This is a genomic window from Methanobrevibacter sp. (assembly GCF_017410345.1).
Lineage (GTDB): Archaea > Methanobacteriota > Methanobacteria > Methanobacteriales > Methanobacteriaceae > Methanobrevibacter.
Genome location: NZ_JAFQQZ010000021.1, coordinates 1 through 20311, shown reverse-complemented (window position 1 = coordinate 20311; position 20311 = coordinate 1). Strand labels below are relative to the sequence as shown.

Below are 20311 nucleotides of genomic sequence, written 5' to 3'. Positions count from 1 at the left end.
TTTTTATCAGTTTTATCTATTTTTTACAATCAATCAGTTCCAACCATTCATTATGATTGTTGTCCTTAAAGTACTTTTCAAAGATTTCATTTCTGTTTTTAATAATTTTCTCATATCTTTCAGGATTCTCTTCCTTGAATTTATTATGAAGGGATGCAGTTAATCGATTCAAGTATTCATTGAGATTTTCCTTTTCCTTTTCACTTAGGGAGTCAAAGATGTCGATGTCCTCATGGTTCTTGAATTCAAGGGCTCTTCCCTCTTCTGTCAATTCAACAAGCAAAACTCTTTTGTCTTGCTCTGATGGAACCTTTCTAATGAAATTCTGCTGCTCCAGTTTGTTTAAGGTTTCATTAAGGGAAGTGACACTGACATTCAATATTTCAGACAATGCTTTAGTGGATAGCTTGTCCTTTCTCTTTAAGAAAATGATCAGTCTGCCTTGTCCTTTTGTAACGCTTTTCATTGCCGGATTCTGCTTTTTGTTTCTTTTATCCAGAATCTCATTTATCATGATGAACTTATGGAACAATAATCGATTGTCTAACTGATCAAATCCATTGATCCTCTCTTCAATGATATTTTCCTTGTTCATATGGCATCCTCCCTTCTTTGTGCATTCAAGGTATTGTAATAGTATCCTTTTTGCTCCAATAGCTCTTCATGTGACCCTTGCTCTATTATATGCCCATCATCAATCACAATTATCTTGTCTGCATTTCTGACTGTTGAAAGCCTGTGGGCAATGATGAAGCTTGTCCTGTCTTTCATCAGCTTATCCATTGCTTCCTGAATTATCTTTTCGGTTCTTGTATCGACTGAAGATGTCGCCTCATCCAGAATCAGTATCTGCTTGTTTGAAAGGATTGTCCTTGCAATTGTCAATAATTGTTTCTGTCCATGTGAGATGTTGTCTGCATCCTCGTTCAATTCCCTTTCGTATCCTTCAGGTATTTGCATGATGAAATTGTCTGCATGTGCCTCTTTAGAAGCGTTTATCACTTCCTCCCTTGTCGCATCCAATTTGCCGTAGCGGATGTTGTTGTATATTGTGTCATTGAAGAGCCAAGTGTCCTGAAGCACCATTCCCACAAGGGATCTGATGCTGTGCTTGTCATATTGATTGATGTTTACACCATCGATCTTTATCTCGCCACTATTTAGGTCATAGAATCTCATGAGCAGTTTCACTATTGTGGTCTTTCCTGCTCCAGTTTCACCTACAATGGCTATCTTCTCTCCTTTCTTAACCTTGAATGACAAGTCTTTTATGACCATTTCGTCTTCGCTGTAACCGAAGCAGACATTTTCAAAGCTGATTTCATCATTCATTCCAGTTATTTGCTCTTGAGATGGGTTTTCCTCAACGTCTATTTCCAGGAATTCGAATATCCTTTCGCTTGCTGCCATTGCAGTCTGTATCATGTTCATGATTCTTGTGATCTGTTCGATTGGGGTTGTGAAGTTTTTGGAGTATTGGATGAATGCCAAAATGTCCCCGACGCTTATTGCCCTTTGAAGCACAAGGACCGCTCCGAGAACTGATATGATCACATATTGCAGGTTGGAGATGAAATGCACCAAAGGACCGGAGAGGCTTGAGAAGAACTTGGATTTCCATTCCTGTTCATACCATCTTTCATTTTCCTCATCAAAGATTCTCATGGATTCCTCTTCCTGGTTGAATGAGCGGATGATCTCATGGCCTGTGAATGACTCTTCAATCTGTCCGTTCAGGTTACCTCTGTATCTCAATTGCTTTAGATAGTAGTCCTGTGAGTATTTGGTCACATAGGTTATGATCAGGAAGGCAACCGGAACCAAGACTATTGTAGTGAGTGTCAGCCATAGGTTGATGGAGAGCATCATCACTGTAACGCCGACTATTGTGATTACACCAGTGAGCAATTGGTTGAATGTCTGAACGATTCCTGTTTGCAGGGAGTCCACATCGTTGGTGATTCTTGATAGGATATCCCCTCTTGTATTCTTGTCCAAGTCTCCCATTGAGAGATGGGTGATCTTTTCAACCAGGTCCTTTCTTAGCTTGTAGCTTATGTCTGCTGTTATGTCAAGCAGGAGATAGCTTTGAAGATATGAGAAGACCGCACTTACAACATATAAGACCACTATTATTATGAGCAGGTTTATTATGTATTCCATATTCATCTTGCCGGAGTTTATCCCATCGAAAATTGCTGTTGTGGCAAATCCTATTAAAAGAGGACTTATAACTGAGAATACTGTAGATATGATTCCGCAAATGACTGTCAATCCTAATTTCAGTTTATATCCTATCAGGAGTGAGAATATGTTCTTGATGGATTGCTTTGCATCTGCAGGTTTTTCAGGGGGCTGTCTTCTTGGTTTTCTTGCCATATCATTTACCTCCTGCTGTCTTTTTAATGTAGCTTGTATCTATGAGGAACTTAGAGGATTCCTCATCATCATACAATAGCTCTTTGGAACGTTCTATTTGTGAGGATACGATTTCCCTATAGATATTGCAGTTCTCATTCAGGTAATCGTGAGTGCCCTTGTCGATTATCTCTCCTTCATCGATCACGATTATCTCATCGGCATCCATGATTGTTGAAATCCTTTGTGAGATGATGAGCATTGATGAGTTTTCCTTCAATCCTTTCAGGTTTTCCTTCACTTTAGCTTCAGTATTCATGTCAAGTGCTGAGAAGCAGTCATCAAAGAGGTAGAAGTCACGATTGGATAGGATGGACCTTGCCAATTGGAGACGTTGCTTCTGTCCTCCTGAGTAATTGGAGGCGCCCTGTGAAACTCCATCATCCAAACTGTCTATGAAGTCCACTTCTGCCATTTCCAATGCTTTCCAGATTTCAGCATCACTTGCTTCTTCCTTTCCTATCAGCATGTTTGACCTTATAGTTCCTTCGAAGAGAATTGCCTTTTGAGGAGCGTAGGAGATTCTTTCTCTTAGTGTTGTCAATTTATAGTCCTTGATGTTCTTGTCATTGACCAATATTTCTCCACCAGTAACATCCTGAAGACGTGGAATAAGGTTTAGGATTGTGGATTTTCCGCTTCCTGTACCTCCGATTATTGCAGTTGTCTTTCCCTTTTCCAATTTGAAACTAATGTTTTTCAATGTTTCCTTCTCGCTTCCAGGATATGCGTAGCTTACATTCTTGAATTCAATAGTAGGATTATCATCAATTTCATCAATCGGCCCATCACTGATTGATATTTCCGTATTTATGACTTCAGCTACACGTCTTCCTGAGACTAAGATTCTTGGAATCATGACAAGGAATCCGCCCATCATTAAGAATGCCATTACAATCTGTGTGGCATATTGGATGAAGGCTATGATTGTTCCGGTCAATATCTCTCCTTGGATTGCATCATATGCTCCGAAGTATAAAATGAGAACTATCATTAGGTTTAATAACAGATTCATTGCAGGCAATAGGACCAGGAGGATTCTGAATACGCTTAAGTTTACTGCTTTGAATTCCTCATTGGTTTGGTTGAATCTTTCCTCTTCATAATCCTGTCTTACGAATGCCTTGATTACTGGTATTCCTATCAATATCTCCCTTGATATCTGATTGATCTTATCAGTCAGTTCCTGCATTACCTTAAAGTAAGGAACGGTTTTTATGAATATTAGGATGAAAGGAATCATTGCCGCAGCGAATGTCACTGCAATGATCCATAAAAGGTTGGTTCCAAGTTCCATTGCCTTGAGTATGCTTCCTATACCTAATATCGGTGAGAACAGTATTGTTGTAAAGAACAGTCCTAAAAAGATCTGTATTTGGTATACATCGTTTGTATTACGTGTGATGAGTGATGCTCTTGATATCTGGTTCAATTCAAAATTTGAGAATTTCAGAATCTTCTCATAGCTTAGCTTTCTTAAGTCTCTTCCATATGCTGCTGATACCTTGCTTGAGAAGTATGAAAGGCCTATTGTAGCAAATACTCCTATCAAGACCATAGCCAGCATCATTGTTCCTACGCTTATTATATAATTGAAATCTGTGTTCTGTATACCCACATCTACAATGTCTGCAGTGTATTTAGGTAGAGTAAGGTTACAGTAAACATCAATGAGTAGGAATGCAACGATAAGAATAAGTGGAATTATGCTCTTTTTTAAAGGGCTAAGAAGCTTTCCTATAGTTTTCAGTGTTTTTTTAAAATCCATAATTTTATTTCCATAATTTTTTTTAAAGGTACCTTTAAATTATTTTTCTATAGGTACCTTTTAATTTTATATTATATAAATATTTTTAATTGTTTTCCATTAATTTTCATATGCTCTTTCTTTTCTTTTAATAGCAAGTTGAAACTAATATTATAGTGTTCATATGGTTACTCTTTTTTAATTTACAATATTAAATTTGAATCATTTTATTTGGTTTATTTGATTATTGAATTAATGATTGGTGTTTAATATGGATTTTAAAAAAGAAAAGTACATAAAAATTATACTATACATTATATCACGTTGCACACATAAGGAAAATCTTGGAAAAACGATCATTTCAATTTTGCTCTATTTCATTGACTTCAATTATTATGAATTATACGGCGAATCATTGACTAATGAAGTTTATTTAAAATCAAGGATCGGGATAGTCCCAAAGCATTTCAATGACACTATGAATCAGCTGATAAGGTCTCATAATTTGTATTATAGGCAAGAGGCCTACTATTATTACCTAATCAAAAGATATTACTTAAGAGAGATTCCATTGTTTAATTTTACTAAAGAAGAACAGATGATTATCGACGGTGTCATTTATGAGTTAAGCGATTTCAGCGCTACTGATCTGTTGATTTATCAGAGGGGGGATATGCCTTATAAATTGTCTAATCTTGACTGTGAATTGGATTATAATCATGTGTTCTATAGGGATGAGCTTTATTCTATTCGCAAGTATTGATTAATGGATTATTATATCTCATTGTCTCTTGTATTATTTCCTCTTAAACAAATATAGAAAACTTTAAATGTAACTATAATCATTATAATTATTAAATAAAATATTCAAGTTATAAAATAGGGGGAATTTTATGTATGGTTTATGTCCTGCTTGCGGAAGTGAATTAGACGACGAAGGAAACTGCTGGGTATGTGGATATATGGCTCATTTTGGCAGTGGAGATGATTATGACTATGATGATTTTAATGATGAATACTTGCCTTGAAGAGGCTCATTTATTTAGGTGATTATTATGCTTATTTGTCCGATTTGCGGTTATCCATTGGATAGTGATGGTCGTTGCTGGAACTGTGGATATTGGATGAGAACTCATCCATTGGATCCTTTTGCACCAGGTTCTGTTTATAATGGTGGCAGTAGTGATGACTAATTAACAATTTATTTTATTTCTATTCTCACTTTATTTTTATTTCATTTTTAGTTTATTTTTACTTTATTTCTATTTTTATTTAATTATCTACGTAATTTCAGTTCAATGTTTCGTTTTTCACCACACTCATTTAAAGCTTTTTTCATAAAGTCAGATTTATCATTTAAGTTCATGTTTACAGTCTTTTCATCTGCTTCTTTTAGTATGATTTCTAAATCATCCAATTCAAGCAAATTAACTGCTAAGCAAAAGAATACATCTCTACGGCCTGTATCATACTCTGCTAAAAGTTTATTAAGAATTTCTTTTTTTAGCATCTGTTCTTTTCTGTAATTCTCTATTCCTATCCTTTTTGCTTTTTCCATATCCTTCTTTTGATTTCTATGTGAAATTAGAGAATCATGCAAGTCAACTCCATCATACTTTTCACAAGGGTACTCTTCACATTCAAAGCAGTAATCAATATTCCCATGTTCAATGCTGCAAGGTGCAAAACCGCAAATCTTATAACATGAACTGCCTTCACGGCAACCGGTGCATCCGCCTCTAATAAGCATAGGGCATAAACTGCAGTTCAATCCGCATAAGGATAAGCATAAGTCATTTCTTTTAAATTTTTTAGTTGTCATATTAATCGTTATTTTTATAGATTTTTCTTTTTTAAGATTCCATTTTTCTATTTTTATAAAATTATATTGGCTGTTTATATTAATTAATTTTATTTATAACTATTGACAGAAATATAAAGTGATTAATTATTTTAAGAAATAATATTAAAATTAAAAATTATTAAAGTGATAAAATGAAAGCATTAGTTTTACTTGGATGTCCTGAAGCTCCTTCACAAACTCCTATTGGATTGTATGCTTCATATAAATTAAATCAGATGGGCTATGATGTTACTGTATCAAGCAATCCAGCAGCAGGAAAGATATTGGATATTTCAGATCCTGAAGGGGTTTACGTTAAAAAAAGAGTTGATATTGAAAAATGTTTGGATGAGATTGAGGAAGGAGATTATGACTTATTGGTGGGTTGCGTTCACAAGGATGCAGCAGCTACTTTCTTCATAACATATTACCATATATTGAAATGCAAGTCATTGGCTCTTGTATTCTCAAGGGATGCAGAAGAAGTGGCTGAATTTGCAGATATGGTTGAATCCTCTACTGATGCAGATATCATTGCTGTAAGAGCTTTCCATAATCCAAATCCAATTAAGGTAAGATTTGACAAATATTTAAAAACTTTAGAGGAATAAGGAAAAATTTTAATTGGAGATAAATTATACTTAACTATTTATTAAAGAAAGGATGGTGATTAGATGTCTTTCTGTTTAGAAACTTATTTGCAACAAAATGATGATTATGAAATACTCGTTCAACGTTCAGGAGTCAAGCAATGCTATAAGCTCATTGAAGAGAATGCAAAGGAAATCATTCATGTAAATCCGGGTGATAAGGTCTTAGGCGCAAGATTGATAGGTCTTCCTCCAATACCTGTGGGAATCAATGAGGATGAAGGAACAATATTGATTACCTATACCAAGCCTTGCCATGGAACTGCAGCTATTAAAATTCCAATTAGTCCAGAAGAAATTGCAGATGTCAGAGCAATGGATATTGGTGTTTAATTAATATTAACGATTTAAATTAATTATTTTAGTTTATTGATGGTGATTATTTGATTACAACTGTTGTAGGTAGTTTTGGGATTGATTTGAAGGAACCTGAAACTCTTGGTGAAAAGATAAAGTCTTCAATTGGATTGTATGATCCATATAAGATAGCTATTGAAGAGGCAGTCAAACTGCAATTGGACTGTGGAATAGACATTATAGGGGACGGTCAGCCAAGAGGGGATATGGTAGGTTCCTTTGTAAAGCATATTCCAGGATTCTCATATGAAATGAATTCCTCTGTCATTGTATCCAAGATAAGGGCCCCTCAAGTTGATATAATGATCAAGGACTTGAAATTTGCTCTAAATGTCCTTAAAAAAGAGATTAAGGATAGGAACATGAGTGAGGATGAGGCAAGCAAAAAGGGAGTCAAGCTTATGTTGACAGGACCTTCCACAATTGTCCACTCTTCAAGAGTTGAATCATTTTACAAGGAGCGAAATCCTGCTATCATTGATTGCGCTTATGCATTAAGACGTGAAGTGGAGTCAGCAGAGAAGGCTGGAGCAAAATATGTTCAAATAGATGAGCCATTCTTATCTACTGGTATGGTTGATTTGAAGGTTGCAAAAGAAGCGATAGGAATCCTTACCGATGGCATTGAAATGCCTATGGGAATGCACGTTTGCGGTAATCTTGATGGATGCTTTAAGGATATTGCTAAGTTTCCTATTGATATTTTAGATTGTGAATTTGCAGGAAACAATGTGAATATTGGCATTCTAGAAGGAAATGCTGATTTGCTTAAAGGCAAGAAATTAGGATTTGGTTGTGTTGATTCTGCTGTAAATGCTGTTGATGACAAAGAGGAAGTTAAAGCTTTGGTCGAAAGGGGAATTGCAGCAGTTGGCAAGGAAAATATGCTTCTTGATCCTGATTGTGGACTTAGAAAAGTGGATATTCCAATTGCAAAAGAAAAGCTAAAAATAATTTCTGATTTGGCTAAAGAGTTTAATTAACTCTTTTTAGATTATTTTTCACTTTTCACTTTTTTATTCTATTTTCTCCTTTTAGTTTTTCATTTTTTTTAATTTTTTACACTTATTTTTACACTTATTTTTCACACTTATTTCAATAATACGAATTGTAAAAAAAGTATTACTTAATACAAATTTTAAAAAAAGTATTACTAATTTTTATATCCAATAAAATTGGCTTTATTTCTAAAAAAACAATTAAAAATTTATTATTTCCTTAAAATAGATTAATTTAATCTTAATTTTAATAAATAAAGTCTTTAAATTTATTTTTAGTGATTAAATTTTATATAATGAAAAATTATTTTTAATAAAATTATTACTTTTTTAAAATTGAGAATTTTTAAAGGATTAAATTAACTTTTATTGTCAATTTTATCTTTTATTCTAATTTTAACTTAAATATGGAATTATTTTTTAAAAATATCCGTTTTAATCGATTTAAATTTTAGCTATTTTTTCAAAATGTTTAAATAAGTATTACTAAATATATAAAAAGTGTGATTTTTTTATTTTAATCACACTCGCTTATTTATTAAAATTTAAGTGTTTATGGTATAATATTCATTTTAAAAGGTTTTACATTCCTTTTTTTGAAAATTGTATTACTAAAACGTATTATTTTGATAATTAAGTAATAAGAGAATAATTTTTAATTAAGATATATTTTTATATCTGGTTGATAAAATTTTGGAGATAGAATTTTATGTTAGACATAAAACATACAATATGTCCTTCATGTTCTGTAGGATGCGGTTTGAATATTGTTTCAAAAGATGGAGCAGTAGTTGGAACCTATCCATATAAGAGACATCCTATCAATGAAGGAAAAAATTGTTTAAACGGTCGAAATTCCATCCTGCAATTTGATAATCAAATTGAGGAACCTTCAATAGTGAAAAATGGCGAACTTGAGGGATCTGACTGTGAAACTGTCTTAAACCTTGTTAAAGACCAGTTAGCTTCCATAGATAAAAGTGAGTTAGCCATTATCTGTTCCGGTAACAGCACTAATGAAGAGCTTGATAAGATTAAAGAATTTGCTGATGGCTTTGGTTGTGAAAAAATAGGATTTTATGGATATAACTTCCCTAATTTCTCAGCTGATGTAGCAAGCTATGATGATATAGCAAGTGCAAACACCATATTGGCTATTGGGGACATTTATAGGGAAAATCCTTTATTGGCTAGAAGAATAGTCATATCTAAAGAAAATGGCGCATGCCTCGTTAATTTAGATGATGTGGAAAAATCCATCACTTCTTTGAATGCAGATGAATTCATTCAATTTGACGGTCATCTTGAAGATAAGATAGATGCTGTAAAAGGCAATTTGGATGAAAATTCAATAATCATTGCAAACAAGATCTGTTGCAAGGATGACTTTGCATTATTGGAATCATTGTCTGCCGATACCGGTGCAAAGCTATTGCCTGTTTTCAATGCACCTAACATGAAAGGTGCAATGAACAGATTGGATTCATGGGACGAAGGAGAGATAAAGAACATTATTGATGACTCTAAAGTACTTATTGTCGTTAAAGATAATCCATTGGATTACATATCTGAAGATGACATTAAAGGAAAAGGTTTCATTGTAAATATTTCCAGTGAAAACAATCGTTTTGCTCAACTCTCAGATGTCATTCTCCCTGGAAAATCCTGGGCGGAAAAATGTGGTACTTTCACTAACTGTGAAGGTCTGGAACAATGCTTTGACATATCTGTTGAATGTGAAAATGATAATATAAGCGAAATGGAAATATTCAATGAGCTTGCTTGATATCGGTGATAAAATGAGTGAAAAATTAATTCTTGCTAAAAGTAAGGCTAATGAAATAACTGATAGTGGAGCATGTGGAGGAGCAGTAAGTTCTATTTTTCAATATTTATTAGCTAATGAACTGGTTGATGGAGTATTGACTCTTAATAAGGGCATTGATGTCTATGATGGTGTTCCAAGACTTTTAACCAGTGCAGAAGAAGTCATTGAAACATGCGGTTCCTTGCATTGTGCACCTACAATGGTAAGTGACTTGATTTCTGATTTTTTAGCTGATGAAAGAATAGCTGTTGCAGTTAAGCCATGTGATGCAAAGGCTATTAATGAATTGGTTAAAAGACACAGAATTGATGGTGATAAGATCATCACTGTCGGTTTGAACTGTGGTGGTACAGTAAGGCCAGAAATGGCACAGGAAATGATCGAAAAATTCTATAAGGTTGACCCTTCTAAAGTCGTTAAGGAAGAAATTGACAAAGGTAAATTCATCATTGAGCTTGATGATGGTGAAGAAATCGGAATCAAGATTGATGACTTGGAAGAGGAAGGTTACGGACGTCGTGACAACTGTCAAAGATGTGAACTTAAAGTTCCTCGTAATGCTGACATTGCATGTGGTAACTGGGGTAGCGAACCTGGTTGGACATTTGTTGAAATCAACACTGAAAAAGGTCAGGAAATAATTGATGGAGCTATTGCAGAAGGATTCATTGAAACCAAGGCACCTTCTGAAAAGGCTTTAGAAATGAGGGACAAAGTTGAAAACATCATGATTAAGATGGGTAATAGAAATGTTGGCAAACAATTGGATGATGGCCTATCCCTTGAGGAATGGGAAGCCCAATGGAACAAATGCATAAAATGCTTTGCTTGCCGTGACGTTTGTCCTATCTGCTGGTGTCATGAATGTGAACTTGAAAAGCCTTACTTTAAGGATGACCCGCAATCACCTCCTGATCCATTAGGATTCCATGGTGTAAGATTATCTCATATGAGTCCAAGCTGCATAAATTGCGGTCAATGTGATGACGTATGTCCAATGGAAATTCCAGTATCTAAGCTATTCCATAAATTGCAAAAGAAATACGAAAGCCAAACTGGATATCTTGCAGGTATTGGGGATGAAAAGCCTCCATTATACAGTCCAATGAAAGAAGACTTTTAATAGGAGTTGAATATTATGGCAGAAGATGTTAAAATAGTAGGTTTTTGTTGTAATTGGTGTTGTTATGGCGGTGCTGATACTGCAGGTACTGCACGTATGCAATATCCTCCTAATGTGCGTATTATAAGAGTTATGTGTTCTGGAAGAATCAATCCTTCTATGATCTTTAAGGCATTTAAAGAAGGTGCCGATGGAGTATTCGTAGGCGGTTGCCATATAGGTGATTGTCACTATGATGCAGGTAATTACAAATGGAATAGAAGGGCATTGATGACTAAAGACATCATAGAGGAATTTGGAATTGACAAGGAGCGATTCAGATTTGAATGGATTTCAGCTTCTGAAGGTGAAAAATTCCAAAGGACCATGAAAGAGTTCTATAATACGGTTAGTCAACTTGGACCAAGAAATAAGTAATTTAGACTGTTGAACAATAATAAAACAATTATTTGAATTTTAAAAAAAGATTTTTTTAATTGTAAATCCTGTTTGAAATAATGGATAGTTATTTCAAGAATTAAAAAAACTTCATATACTTTAAAAGAAGTTTAGTGTAAAAAAAGTAAAAACCATATTGTTTTTTTCTAATTCCAAAACAACAAAACAAAAAAAGTTTTTATTCTCGAAATTCAGACGAAAAAAAAGAAGATTTGACAATCAAATCAATAATATTTAAATTAATTTACAAATCAAATCAATTTAGTATTACTCCCCAGTAATATTTATCAAATTTAATTTAAATATGCCAAATCTTCTTATATCTCAATTAAAATTAATTTAGCTCATAATTAAATCTATAATTTGAATTTATTCATTTTTTAGATTTAATTATTAATTTTAATTGAAAAAGTGAATTTTATTAAATATGTCATTTAATAAAATTGATTTTTTAAAGAGCTTTTTTTAGTAAAGTTATTTTTATAATCATTGATTATTAAGTTTTTGCATATTTTTCCATTTTTAGTAATACTTTTTTTAAAATTTTTATTATTATTAGATTTTTATCATAATTATTTTTAGAATTTTTATTCAGAAATTATATTCAGAAGCTTTGATAAAAAGCATATATTAGTATTTTTAAATAGTTTAAATAGAAGAAAGAGTTGAGTTAACTGTTCTTTCAATCTTTATTTACAAAGAATATAGGGTTAAATAATGCTTAAAAAAGATGAAAAAGAGATATTGAAGGAATTAAGAGACATTCAAAAGGATAAGGAAAATTGGAAAGGTCACATTGATGAAATTGCTCTTAAGTTGAATGATAATTATTCAGATAATGTCAGGGCAAAGGCATTATGGATGCTTGGGGAGATGGGACTTCAATATCCGGATTTAGTTAAAATCCACATTGAGGAGATTTCAGGATACTTGGAAAATGAGAATCCAAAGTTTAGGGAAAGGTCTATAAATGCATTGGGAAGAATCGGCAGAGCGGATAAAGAGCTTGCAATTCCATATTTGGATAAGCTTATGAAAGCAAGGGAAGATGAAGATGCTGCAGTTAGACTTTCATTCATCTGGGCATGTGAGAATATAGGGACAAATGCTCCTGAATTGTTTTGTGAAAAATTGGACATCTTTTATGAAATGATCAGCGATTCAAATGAAAAGGTTCGAATGGAAGTTCCTGAAATGTTTAGGGTGATAGGAAAAAGGAAACATCATTATGTTGAACCTTATTTGGATAAATTGGAATGGATTGGCGAAAATGATGAGCATCCAGTGGTTAGAATTCACTCCAAAGGGGCAGTTAGAATTACAAAAAATGCATTGGAAGAAAATTAGCCATAAAGTTTTATGGAAATGAAAAAACAACATATACTATAAAAAATAGATTAATGATAATTATGCAAGATGATTGGCAAACAGAATTACTTGACACAGTTATTAATTAACGACCAAAACCAAGCATATAATTAAATACTCCTTAAATAAAATTAAAAAACAAGGAGGTTTTAACATTAAATCATTGCTATAAAAACATACGAAAACGGATTTATGCTACAGCCTTTTGCATTTGGTGGCGAAGAAGGAATGGAAAGTTTTGATCCATCAGTCAAATATCGCGCTAGCCTTCAAAACTATTTGATTGACACTGGGGATGACGTATTTATTTTAAATTGATTGGAGTGATTTCATGACTATAAATGAGGAAATGTATAAGGAGTTTTCAAATGTTGTTATCGGAGAGGATAGCATATCCAATGATGCTCTTTTACAGGTATTAAAGGATTATGCAGGAACAGTATCTGTCTTTGACTTGATGGAAATCAATGCAGAACTGATTGAGGAAAGCAAGTATGTTCAAGACAGCTATAAAAAGAAAAGTCATGGAATATATGCAAAATACTTTTTAGCTCGCTTAAATGAAGTAAGGGCCAATAATAATCATTATACTCATAAAATCGATAAGGATGAGTTTATAGATGCAGTGGCTACATTGCAATCCTATGAGGATTCTGAGTCATTAAGCCATAAAACAAAATTTCCTTTGGTTTATGCTATCATATCACTATACACTACTTTTATTCTTGAAGAGCCAATACATCCTGTGGGAACTCCATTTCCAGGTTCATTGTATGTAGAGGAAATAGATGGGAAGTATTATTGCCCTGTAAAGGAGGCAAATGCTGATTCTCCTAATGCAGTCTGTAAAATGTGCATTGCAGAACAATTGGAATTTTAAGAAAATATTAATTTTATTTTAAAATAAGAGAATATTAATTTATTTTAAAATAAGAAAATAGTAGTTTAAATAAAAAATAGAAAAAAATAAAAATAAAGAAATTAAAAATAAAAAAAGAAAATATAAAAGACCAATCTATAAGTCATCTGTGTAAGTGATATGTTTGATTAAGTCTTTTGGTTTTTCATCCATAAGCTTGAAAGCTTCTTCGATTTCATCAATTATTTAACTAATTCTTTTCCTTTTTCGAAAGCAGCTTCTCTTTCTTTTGGGAAAATCTTTTCATGTCTTTCATATCTTTCTTCAGCATTGAAGAACCATGGCCAATCTGTTTTGCTGTAATCCTTAAGCTGAAGTGTTTCTCCAGATACAAAGACTTCAGTAGGCCCTACAAAGCCGTTGAATATGTTTTGATATTTCTCAAGCAATTCCACATACATTGTATCAGGGGCATTGCTTGTCATGATGAGCAATGTTGGAATTGGATTTTCATTGCAGCATGGAGTTTCAGCATTGTATGTCAGGTTCTGGAATACCAATCTTTCATAAAGTGCTCTAAATGATGCGGTCATTTCACTTAAATAGTTTGGAGATCCGATAATCAAGCCGTCAGCTTCACGAATAGCATCCAATACTTCTGTCAAGCCGTCTTTGCGTATGCATTTTCCTTTATATTTCTCTTTCTTGCATCCGAAGCATGAAACGCAACCTGTGTATTTTTCCAAACGGAACAAGTTGAACTTTTGAACTTCTGCTCCTGCAGATTCCGCCCCTCTTATTGCCTCATCGATTAATGTGTCAGTGTTCCATCCTTTTCTTGGTCCTGCATTAACAGCTATTATTTTTTTAACCATTTCATCTCCTTTTAAAATTTGTAAAAAAAAATTCATTAGTTGTGTTATTTTTTTATTGTTTATTTAATTTAACTATTGTTATTTTTAATTCCACATTTCTTAATACTAAATTCTAAATCATAAATAACTATTTAAAATAAAAATAAGAAAGTAAAAATAAGAGAATAAAAAACAAAATAAAAAAAGAAAATAAAAACTGTGGTCATATGAATAATAATTATTTAGTTTTTCAGATAATAGTTTCATTATTAATTTTTGGAATCATTTTTCTGATGGGATATACTTTAAAGGACAGAATCCTTCATAAGGTAAATTTCTTTTTAAATCCTCACGAGTATCTGCCGGATGAACAAATAAAAACATTAAAGCAGTTTTATTATCTGCTTTTAATTCTGATTCTGTTTGTAACAATCGTAAACTTCTTTTTTGATAATGATATAATCATGCATAACAGTCCTGAGTTTTATGTGTTTAATTCAGTGATAGATATAATATGTTCAATGTATATTGGAATAAACATTTATGATGGCTCTAAAAAAAGCAAAATATTAATCGTGTTTTTAATCCCTCTTGCATCAATTGCATTTTTACTGTTTGGAGAGTCCGTAATTGAATACTGGGATTTTATACGTATTCCTGCATTATTATACATTATGAAAATGTTATATGATAAATTCAAGACATTCACAACAAAACATAATCTTGGAAAATCAATATTTCTGCTCTTTTCAATAATCTTTATCACTTTTATCCTAACTCTCTTTGTCGAGAATGAGGATCCGTTAAACGCTTTGGTCATGGTGTCTAATGCATTTACCAGTAATGGGTATGCGATTACAGGTGAAAGTGTCGTAGGAAAAATCATCAGTATTTTTCTGGTATGGAGCGGTTATATCATATCCGGAGCAGCTACAGCCACTTTAAGTGCTGCAATTCTAATCGCTCACTTCAATCGTAAACTAAATCGTTATGATGAAAAATTCGAGAATCTTGAAAATCTGATAAAAGACCTTAAGGATGATTGATCTTTTTAGTTAGTTTTGAAGTGGGAGCTGGCTTAAATATAAGGTGTAATGAAACATTTTAAACTGGAATAATTTTATAAAATTTTAAATAGTTAGTTAATTAAAGATATCATTATAATATTTTATTCATTATCAATAAGTAAATTCAATTTAAATCAATATTTTTAAATCAATTTAATTATTTTTATTTGAATAAACTAATTATAAATTAAAATATATTTTAATTGAGGTTAAACTATGGTTAGTGTCAATTTAGAAGCTAAAAAAACTGTAGATGTAATGATTGAAAAAGCTGACGACCTTAACATTGCTGTTTCCAAATTAGGAAATGGTGCAACTGTCATTGACTGCGGTGTGAATGTTGCTGGTAGTTTTAAAGCAGGTGAATTATATACTAAAGTATGTCTTGGAGGATTAGCTGACGTAGGCATTTCAATTCCTGGAGACTTATCTGAAAAATTCGCTTTGCCTTCTGTAAAAATAAAAACCGATTTCCCAGCTATTTCCACTTTAGGTGCTCAAAAAGCAGGTTGGTCCGTTTCTGTAGGTGAGTTCTTTGCATTAGGTTCCGGTCCAGCTAGAGCATTGTCCTTAAAACCAGCTGAAACCTATGAAGAAATCGATTATAAAGATGAAGCTGACCTCGCAATCTTAACTTTAGAAGCTGACGTATTGCCTGGTGAAGATGTAGCACAATATATTGCAGATGAATGTGGTGTAGATGTAGCAAACGTATTCTTGCTTGTAGCTCCTACCGCTTCATTGGTTGGATCCATCCAAATTGCAGGAAGAGTTGTAGAAAACGGTACCTACAAGATGTTGGAATTCTTAAAGTTCGATGTTAAGAAAGTTGTACATGCAGCAGGTATTGCACCAATCGCTCCTATCGACCCAGATGGATTAAAAGCTATGGGCAAGACCAACGATGCAGTTTTATTCGGTGGAAGAACCTACTACTATGTCAAATCTGAAGAAGGAGACGACATTGCAGCAGTTGCAGCACAATTACCATCTTCCGCAGCTGACGGATACGGTAAACCATTCTTTGACGTATTTAAAGACGCAGGATTTGACTTCTACCAAATCGACAAAGGAATGTTTGCACCAGCTGAAGTTGTCATCAACGACTTGACCACCGGCAAATTATACAAAGAAGGATTCGTTAACGCTGACTTGCTTAAGAAATCCTTTGGTATTGAATAAATTTAGTATTTATTCTTAGTACTTTAATTATAATAGTTATTTTAGCTATTTTCTTTTTTCTTTTTTTCCATTATTCTTATTATTTTTATAATTTTTCTTTATTTTTTAATGCAAATAGCATTACTTTTTAAAATCAATTATTCTTCATTCGTATTAAAATAAAAACTGATTTTTATAATAATTAATACTTTTTAACTTAAAATAAGCAATTTAGTATTACTTTTTTTAGAAATATTTTTATGCATTATATTAATAATTATTAAATATAAAGTATTAAATTTAGAAATTTCAGATAGATTTAAGAGCTTTATTCTAAATTTTTGTGTTGTGATTAAATGAGTTGTTATAAATACTGGGGCAAAATTGAAGAAATTGCCAATAAACTTTCCAGTTTCGGTGATCTGGATAATGAAGGCATATCCGCTTTGGATGGAACTGACATTGAAGAGATTAAAAAGGTATTAGATGAGATTGAAGTGATTGCTCACGATAAGGAGATAGACTTTGACTCAGCAAAGCACATTCTTGATGATGAGAAGATGAGCAAGGCGTTGCAATTGATCCGTAAGTTTTATGTCTATATCGGTGCAAGATTGGAAAGGGAAAACGCTTTGACAATATTGGAGTCTGAAAATCCTAAGGAAGCTTTGGATTCCTTCCATTTCTATGACAGGTACATTGGCCTTATAGATAATGAAAGGCAATTGGCTAATTTCAATGAAAACAAGACATTTGTATTCCTAGGCAGTGGACCATTGCCATTAACCATAATTATGTTCAATATGGTGACTGGGTGCAAATGCATAGGCATTGAACAAGACCCAGAGGTTGCAGAATTGTCAAGAAAAGTTTTAAAACGCTTAGAACTTGATGAGGGTATTGAAATTGTAACTGGCACTGAAAAGACCATTGCAGATTTGGATTATGATATCCTGATGATTGCAGCCTTTGCTGAACCTAAAGACAGAGTGTTTGCCAATGTTTGGGATGTTGTTGATGAAAAGACTCCTGTTCTTTACAGGACCTATACTGGTATGAGAGCCATTCTTTACTCTCCGGTAACTGATAAGGACACAAGAGGATTCCATCAGGAAGTCATGTTGCTCCCAAGAGGAAAAACAAACAATACTTCTGTTCTAATTAGAAAAATTGTTTAAATGGAATTAATTAATTTTAATTCTTACTTCTCTTTTTTAATTTTTTTTAAATTTTTTATAATTCTTATATTTTTTATTAATTTTTTATATTTTTCATAATTCTCATAATTTTTTAAATTTTTTTACTTTTATTTTCTCTATTTTTTTTAAGCTATTTTTGATTAAATTTTTCACTGATTTTTCAAAAAGTAATACTTAGTATATAAATAAACCTAAAAAAAGTAATAACTTTTATATATTTAATTGCATAAAATTATAATTAGTAATACTAAAAGTATAAAAAACTATAAAAAAGTAATACTTTTTAATTTTTAATAAATTTTGGTAAAGGTAAAATTTGCAATTAAAATTCTAAAAAATTATTTTCAAAGAAGGTGTCTTTATGATTGATGAAATAACCGATTACCTGTTTGGTTTGAAGATGACCATAATTTCAGGTATTTTTCTCTTGATTGCTATCATATTCATGATATTTGGAATTGATGTTCCAATTTACCTGAACCCTGCATGGGGTGCTGTGATAATAAGCGGTATTCCAATGCTCCTCTTGGCTATGACCAGATTGATTCGTGAAAAATGGGTTTCATCTGCACTCCTCATTGCAATAGCCATGGTTGCATCACTACTCATTGGTGAGATATTCGCTGCAGGAGAAGTCGCATGGATTATGGCTTTAGGTGCCCTTTTGGAAGACTGGACAGTTGAAAGGGCAAAAAAAGGATTGAGAAATCTTATTAATCTAACTCCAGAGACAGGTAGAAGAATTGTAGACGGCAAGGAAGAGATGATTTCTGTTGATGACATTAAAATCGGAGATATCTTAAGAATTCTTCCTGGTGAAAGCGTACCTGTTGATGGAGAAATTATAAATGGTACCACCTCTCTTGATCAGTCAATCATGACTGGTGAATCCTTGCCGATTGATAAGGAAGTGGGGGACGAAGTCTTCTGCGGTACCATGAATATGTATGGTGCAATCGACATTAAGGCTACCAGTTTAGGAGAAAATTCCTCACTCCAAAAACTGATTGACCTTGTGAAGGCCGCTGATGAGAAGCAGGCTCCAACCCAAAGGATTGCAGACAAATGGGCAACTTGGCTTGTTCCTGTAGCATTGTTCATTGCAATTGCCGCATGGCTAATAACCGGAAATGTTGAAAGGGGAGTTACAGTGCTTGTTGTATTCTGTCCATGCGCATTGATACTTGCAACTCCAACAGCGATTATGGCAGCCATCGGCCAGGCAACAAAATATGGAGTATTGATTAAGTCTGGTGAGGCCCTTGAAACATTAGGCGGATTGAATACCCTGGTCTTCGATAAGACAGGTACTTTGACTTACGGTAATTTAGCGGTTTCAGATATTATATCCCTAAAAGATGATTTGGATGAAATGGATGTTTTGAACATAGTTGCCTCCTGTGAGAAATTAAGCGAGCATCCATTGGCTAAGGCTATTGTTGAAAAGGCAAAAGAAGCTAAAATTGATATTGAAGAACCACAAGACTTTAATATGTATCCTGGAAAAGGGGTAAGCTGTAAAAATTCTTATGGTCAGGTATATGCAGGAAACTCCAAATTTCTATCAGAAAACAATATTGATGTAAATGTTGATTCCATATTGAATCAGTTGAAACATGAAGGAAAAGCTTCAATTGTTGTCGCATTAAATGATGAAGTAATAGGTTTAATCGGATTATCTGATGTAATACGTGAAGATTCTAAAGATATGATTAAAAACTTGCATGATTTAGGAACTGAGACTATATTACTCACTGGAGATAATACTGAAACTGCTAATTATTTCGCTTCTCAGGTTGGAATCGGAAAGGTATATGGTAATCTGCTCCCTCAAGAAAAGCTTGATTGGATTGAAAGGCTTAAAGCGGAAGGCAAGAAAGTCTGTATGATTGGAGATGGGGTAAACGATGCTCCTGCACTTAAGACTGCTGATGTAAGCGTTGCAATGGGTTCAGTTGGAAGTGATGTTGCAATAGAAGCGGCGGACATTGCACTTTTAGGGGATGACATAGGCAAGATTCCATATCTTAAGAAACTTTCAAATTCAACCTTGTTTACAATCAAGGCAAACATCATAATTTCAATGGCAATCAATGCAGCGGCCATTGTCTGTTCCGTATTGGGGCTCTTGAATCCGGTAACCGGTGCTATTGTTCATAATGCAGGTTCATGTCTTGTCGTATTGAATGCTGCATTGCTCTATGACAGAAAATTCGACGATTCAATAAAGAAGATAGATACTGAAAATGTGGAACACAGCCATTATCATTTCCACAATGATGGCGAGCATTCACATTCCCATGATGGAATCAAGATAATTGATGAAATCAAGACAGAAAGCGGCATAAAGCATATGCACGTTCACAAGCATGCATTGGATAGACAAAGTTGTGAAGCTTAT

At 33.3% G+C, this 20311-nt stretch carries 21 protein-coding genes; 16 read left to right on the top strand and 5 right to left on the bottom strand.

Translation table 11 applies throughout. From position 1 onward, the window contains the following. Positions 1 to 16: 16 nt before the first annotated feature. Genes IJE13_RS02315 through IJE13_RS02305 form a run of 3 tightly spaced genes read right to left on the bottom strand, consistent with a single transcriptional unit; the run spans position 17 to position 4186 of the window. Positions 17 to 595, bottom strand: a complete 579-nt coding sequence (locus tag IJE13_RS02315; RefSeq protein ID WP_292776581.1) for a MarR family transcriptional regulator — start codon at positions 593 to 595, stop codon at positions 17 to 19. Beyond that, on the bottom strand, positions 592 to 2379 hold the full coding sequence (locus IJE13_RS02310) for an ABC transporter ATP-binding protein (protein ID WP_292776579.1): 1788 nt from the start codon (positions 2377 to 2379) through the stop codon (positions 592 to 594). Before IJE13_RS02310 ends, IJE13_RS02315 begins: the two co-directional genes overlap by 4 nt. A 1-nt stretch (position 2380) precedes the next feature. Then, positions 2381 to 4186 (bottom strand): ABC transporter ATP-binding protein, encoded by a 1806-nt coding sequence (locus tag IJE13_RS02305; RefSeq protein WP_292776576.1) that lies wholly within the window; start codon positions 4184 to 4186, stop codon positions 2381 to 2383. Positions 4187 to 4436: 250 nt separating this feature from the next. On the opposite strand from IJE13_RS02305, the gene IJE13_RS02300 reads away from it, so the two are divergent. The 3 genes from IJE13_RS02300 to IJE13_RS02290 all read left to right on the top strand — a co-directional run bounded on the left by IJE13_RS02300 (position 4437) and on the right by IJE13_RS02290 (position 5358). Then, positions 4437 to 4928, top strand: a complete 492-nt coding sequence (locus IJE13_RS02300) for a type II toxin-antitoxin system antitoxin SocA domain-containing protein (RefSeq protein WP_292776573.1) — start codon at positions 4437 to 4439, stop codon at positions 4926 to 4928. A gap of 130 nt (positions 4929 to 5058) precedes the next feature. Next, positions 5059 to 5193, top strand: coding sequence for a hypothetical protein (locus tag IJE13_RS02295; RefSeq protein ID WP_292776571.1), 135 nt, complete (start codon positions 5059 to 5061; stop codon positions 5191 to 5193). Between the two features lie 27 nt (positions 5194 to 5220). Then, complete coding sequence (locus IJE13_RS02290; RefSeq protein WP_292776569.1) at positions 5221 to 5358, top strand: hypothetical protein; 138 nt, start codon at positions 5221 to 5223, stop codon at positions 5356 to 5358. Between the two features lie 83 nt (positions 5359 to 5441). Here the strand turns inward: IJE13_RS02290 and IJE13_RS02285 are convergent, their stop codons facing one another. Beyond that, entirely contained in the window at positions 5442 to 5987 is a 546-nt protein-coding gene (locus IJE13_RS02285; RefSeq protein WP_292776567.1) for a DUF3795 domain-containing protein, read from the bottom strand. Between the two features lie 173 nt (positions 5988 to 6160). On the opposite strand from IJE13_RS02285, the gene IJE13_RS02280 reads away from it, so the two are divergent. The 9 genes from IJE13_RS02280 (at position 6161) to IJE13_RS02240 (ending at position 13650) form a co-directional block, all read left to right on the top strand. Further along, the gene (locus IJE13_RS02280; protein WP_292776565.1) at positions 6161 to 6619 is read left to right on the top strand and encodes a DUF1890 domain-containing protein; all 459 of its coding nucleotides are present in this window, start codon (positions 6161 to 6163) and stop codon (positions 6617 to 6619) included. A gap of 63 nt (positions 6620 to 6682) precedes the next feature. Next, entirely contained in the window at positions 6683 to 6991 is a 309-nt protein-coding gene (locus IJE13_RS02275) for a DUF1894 domain-containing protein (RefSeq protein ID WP_292776563.1), read from the top strand. A 50-nt stretch (positions 6992 to 7041) separates the two neighbouring features. Next, on the top strand, positions 7042 to 7998 hold the full coding sequence (locus IJE13_RS02270) for a methionine synthase (protein ID WP_292776561.1): 957 nt from the start codon (positions 7042 to 7044) through the stop codon (positions 7996 to 7998). A gap of 724 nt (positions 7999 to 8722) precedes the next feature. Next, positions 8723 to 9799: a molybdopterin-dependent oxidoreductase gene (locus IJE13_RS02265; RefSeq protein WP_292776559.1), complete on the top strand. Its 1077-nt coding sequence runs from the start codon at positions 8723 to 8725 to the stop codon at positions 9797 to 9799. 13 nt (positions 9800 to 9812) lie between these two features. Next, on the top strand, positions 9813 to 10964 hold the full coding sequence (locus tag IJE13_RS02260; RefSeq protein ID WP_292776557.1) for a Coenzyme F420 hydrogenase/dehydrogenase, beta subunit C-terminal domain: 1152 nt from the start codon (positions 9813 to 9815) through the stop codon (positions 10962 to 10964). A gap of 15 nt (positions 10965 to 10979) precedes the next feature. Continuing rightward, on the top strand, positions 10980 to 11381 hold the full coding sequence (locus tag IJE13_RS02255) for a hydrogenase iron-sulfur subunit (RefSeq protein ID WP_292776556.1): 402 nt from the start codon (positions 10980 to 10982) through the stop codon (positions 11379 to 11381). Between the two features lie 738 nt (positions 11382 to 12119). Beyond that, positions 12120 to 12749 (top strand): sister chromatid cohesion protein PDS5, encoded by a 630-nt coding sequence (locus IJE13_RS02250; RefSeq protein WP_292776553.1) that lies wholly within the window; start codon positions 12120 to 12122, stop codon positions 12747 to 12749. Positions 12750 to 12962: 213 nt separating this feature from the next. Next, positions 12963 to 13088 (top strand): hypothetical protein, encoded by a 126-nt coding sequence (locus IJE13_RS02245; protein ID WP_292776550.1) that lies wholly within the window; start codon positions 12963 to 12965, stop codon positions 13086 to 13088. Between the two features lie 13 nt (positions 13089 to 13101). Further along, complete coding sequence (locus tag IJE13_RS02240; RefSeq protein ID WP_292776548.1) at positions 13102 to 13650, top strand: DUF2115 domain-containing protein; 549 nt, start codon at positions 13102 to 13104, stop codon at positions 13648 to 13650. 221 nt (positions 13651 to 13871) lie between these two features. Here the strand turns inward: IJE13_RS02240 and IJE13_RS02235 are convergent, their stop codons facing one another. Beyond that, positions 13872 to 14504, bottom strand: a complete 633-nt coding sequence (locus IJE13_RS02235) for a flavodoxin family protein (RefSeq protein ID WP_292776546.1) — start codon at positions 14502 to 14504, stop codon at positions 13872 to 13874. 272 nt (positions 14505 to 14776) lie between these two features. On the opposite strand from IJE13_RS02235, the gene IJE13_RS02230 reads away from it, so the two are divergent. From IJE13_RS02230 to IJE13_RS02215, 4 genes are all read left to right on the top strand, one after another. Beyond that, positions 14777 to 15529 (top strand): hypothetical protein, encoded by a 753-nt coding sequence (locus IJE13_RS02230; RefSeq protein WP_292776544.1) that lies wholly within the window; start codon positions 14777 to 14779, stop codon positions 15527 to 15529. Positions 15530 to 15766: 237 nt separating this feature from the next. Further along, positions 15767 to 16732, top strand: coding sequence for a methenyltetrahydromethanopterin cyclohydrolase (mch, locus tag IJE13_RS02225; protein WP_292776542.1), 966 nt, complete (start codon positions 15767 to 15769; stop codon positions 16730 to 16732). Between the two features lie 335 nt (positions 16733 to 17067). Continuing rightward, the gene (locus IJE13_RS02220; RefSeq protein WP_292776540.1) at positions 17068 to 17889 is read left to right on the top strand and encodes a nicotianamine synthase family protein; all 822 of its coding nucleotides are present in this window, start codon (positions 17068 to 17070) and stop codon (positions 17887 to 17889) included. A gap of 382 nt (positions 17890 to 18271) precedes the next feature. After that, a partial coding sequence (locus IJE13_RS02215) for a cation-translocating P-type ATPase (RefSeq protein WP_292776538.1) occupies positions 18272 to 20311 on the top strand: 2040 nt, incomplete at its 3' end.

What these genes read in the sequence shown, in the direction of transcription:
- IJE13_RS02315 (WP_292776581.1), bottom strand. Translation starts at nt 595, where the DNA reads ATGAACAAGGAAAATATCATTGAAGAGAGGATCAATGGATTTGATCAG.
- IJE13_RS02310 (WP_292776579.1), bottom strand. Translation starts at nt 2,379, where the DNA reads ATGGCAAGAAAACCAAGAAGACAGCCCCCTGAAAAACCTGCAGATGCA.
- IJE13_RS02305 (WP_292776576.1), bottom strand. Translation starts at nt 4,186, where the DNA reads ATGGATTTTAAAAAAACACTGAAAACTATAGGAAAGCTTCTTAGCCCT.
- IJE13_RS02300 (WP_292776573.1), top strand. Translation starts at nt 4,437, where the DNA reads ATGGATTTTAAAAAAGAAAAGTACATAAAAATTATACTATACATTATA.
- IJE13_RS02295 (WP_292776571.1), top strand. Translation starts at nt 5,059, where the DNA reads ATGTATGGTTTATGTCCTGCTTGCGGAAGTGAATTAGACGACGAAGGA.
- IJE13_RS02290 (WP_292776569.1), top strand. Translation starts at nt 5,221, where the DNA reads ATGCTTATTTGTCCGATTTGCGGTTATCCATTGGATAGTGATGGTCGT.
- IJE13_RS02285 (WP_292776567.1), bottom strand. Translation starts at nt 5,987, where the DNA reads ATGACAACTAAAAAATTTAAAAGAAATGACTTATGCTTATCCTTATGC.
- IJE13_RS02280 (WP_292776565.1), top strand. Translation starts at nt 6,161, where the DNA reads ATGAAAGCATTAGTTTTACTTGGATGTCCTGAAGCTCCTTCACAAACT.
- IJE13_RS02275 (WP_292776563.1), top strand. Translation starts at nt 6,683, where the DNA reads ATGTCTTTCTGTTTAGAAACTTATTTGCAACAAAATGATGATTATGAA.
- IJE13_RS02265 (WP_292776559.1), top strand. Translation starts at nt 8,723, where the DNA reads ATGTTAGACATAAAACATACAATATGTCCTTCATGTTCTGTAGGATGC.
- IJE13_RS02260 (WP_292776557.1), top strand. Translation starts at nt 9,813, where the DNA reads ATGAGTGAAAAATTAATTCTTGCTAAAAGTAAGGCTAATGAAATAACT.
- IJE13_RS02255 (WP_292776556.1), top strand. Translation starts at nt 10,980, where the DNA reads ATGGCAGAAGATGTTAAAATAGTAGGTTTTTGTTGTAATTGGTGTTGT.
- IJE13_RS02250 (WP_292776553.1), top strand. Translation starts at nt 12,120, where the DNA reads ATGCTTAAAAAAGATGAAAAAGAGATATTGAAGGAATTAAGAGACATT.
- IJE13_RS02245 (WP_292776550.1), top strand. Translation starts at nt 12,963, where the DNA reads ATGCTACAGCCTTTTGCATTTGGTGGCGAAGAAGGAATGGAAAGTTTT.
- IJE13_RS02240 (WP_292776548.1), top strand. Translation starts at nt 13,102, where the DNA reads ATGACTATAAATGAGGAAATGTATAAGGAGTTTTCAAATGTTGTTATC.
- IJE13_RS02235 (WP_292776546.1), bottom strand. Translation starts at nt 14,504, where the DNA reads ATGGTTAAAAAAATAATAGCTGTTAATGCAGGACCAAGAAAAGGATGG.
- IJE13_RS02230 (WP_292776544.1), top strand. Translation starts at nt 14,777, where the DNA reads ATGGGATATACTTTAAAGGACAGAATCCTTCATAAGGTAAATTTCTTT.
- mch (WP_292776542.1), top strand. Translation starts at nt 15,767, where the DNA reads ATGGTTAGTGTCAATTTAGAAGCTAAAAAAACTGTAGATGTAATGATT.
- IJE13_RS02220 (WP_292776540.1), top strand. Translation starts at nt 17,068, where the DNA reads ATGAGTTGTTATAAATACTGGGGCAAAATTGAAGAAATTGCCAATAAA.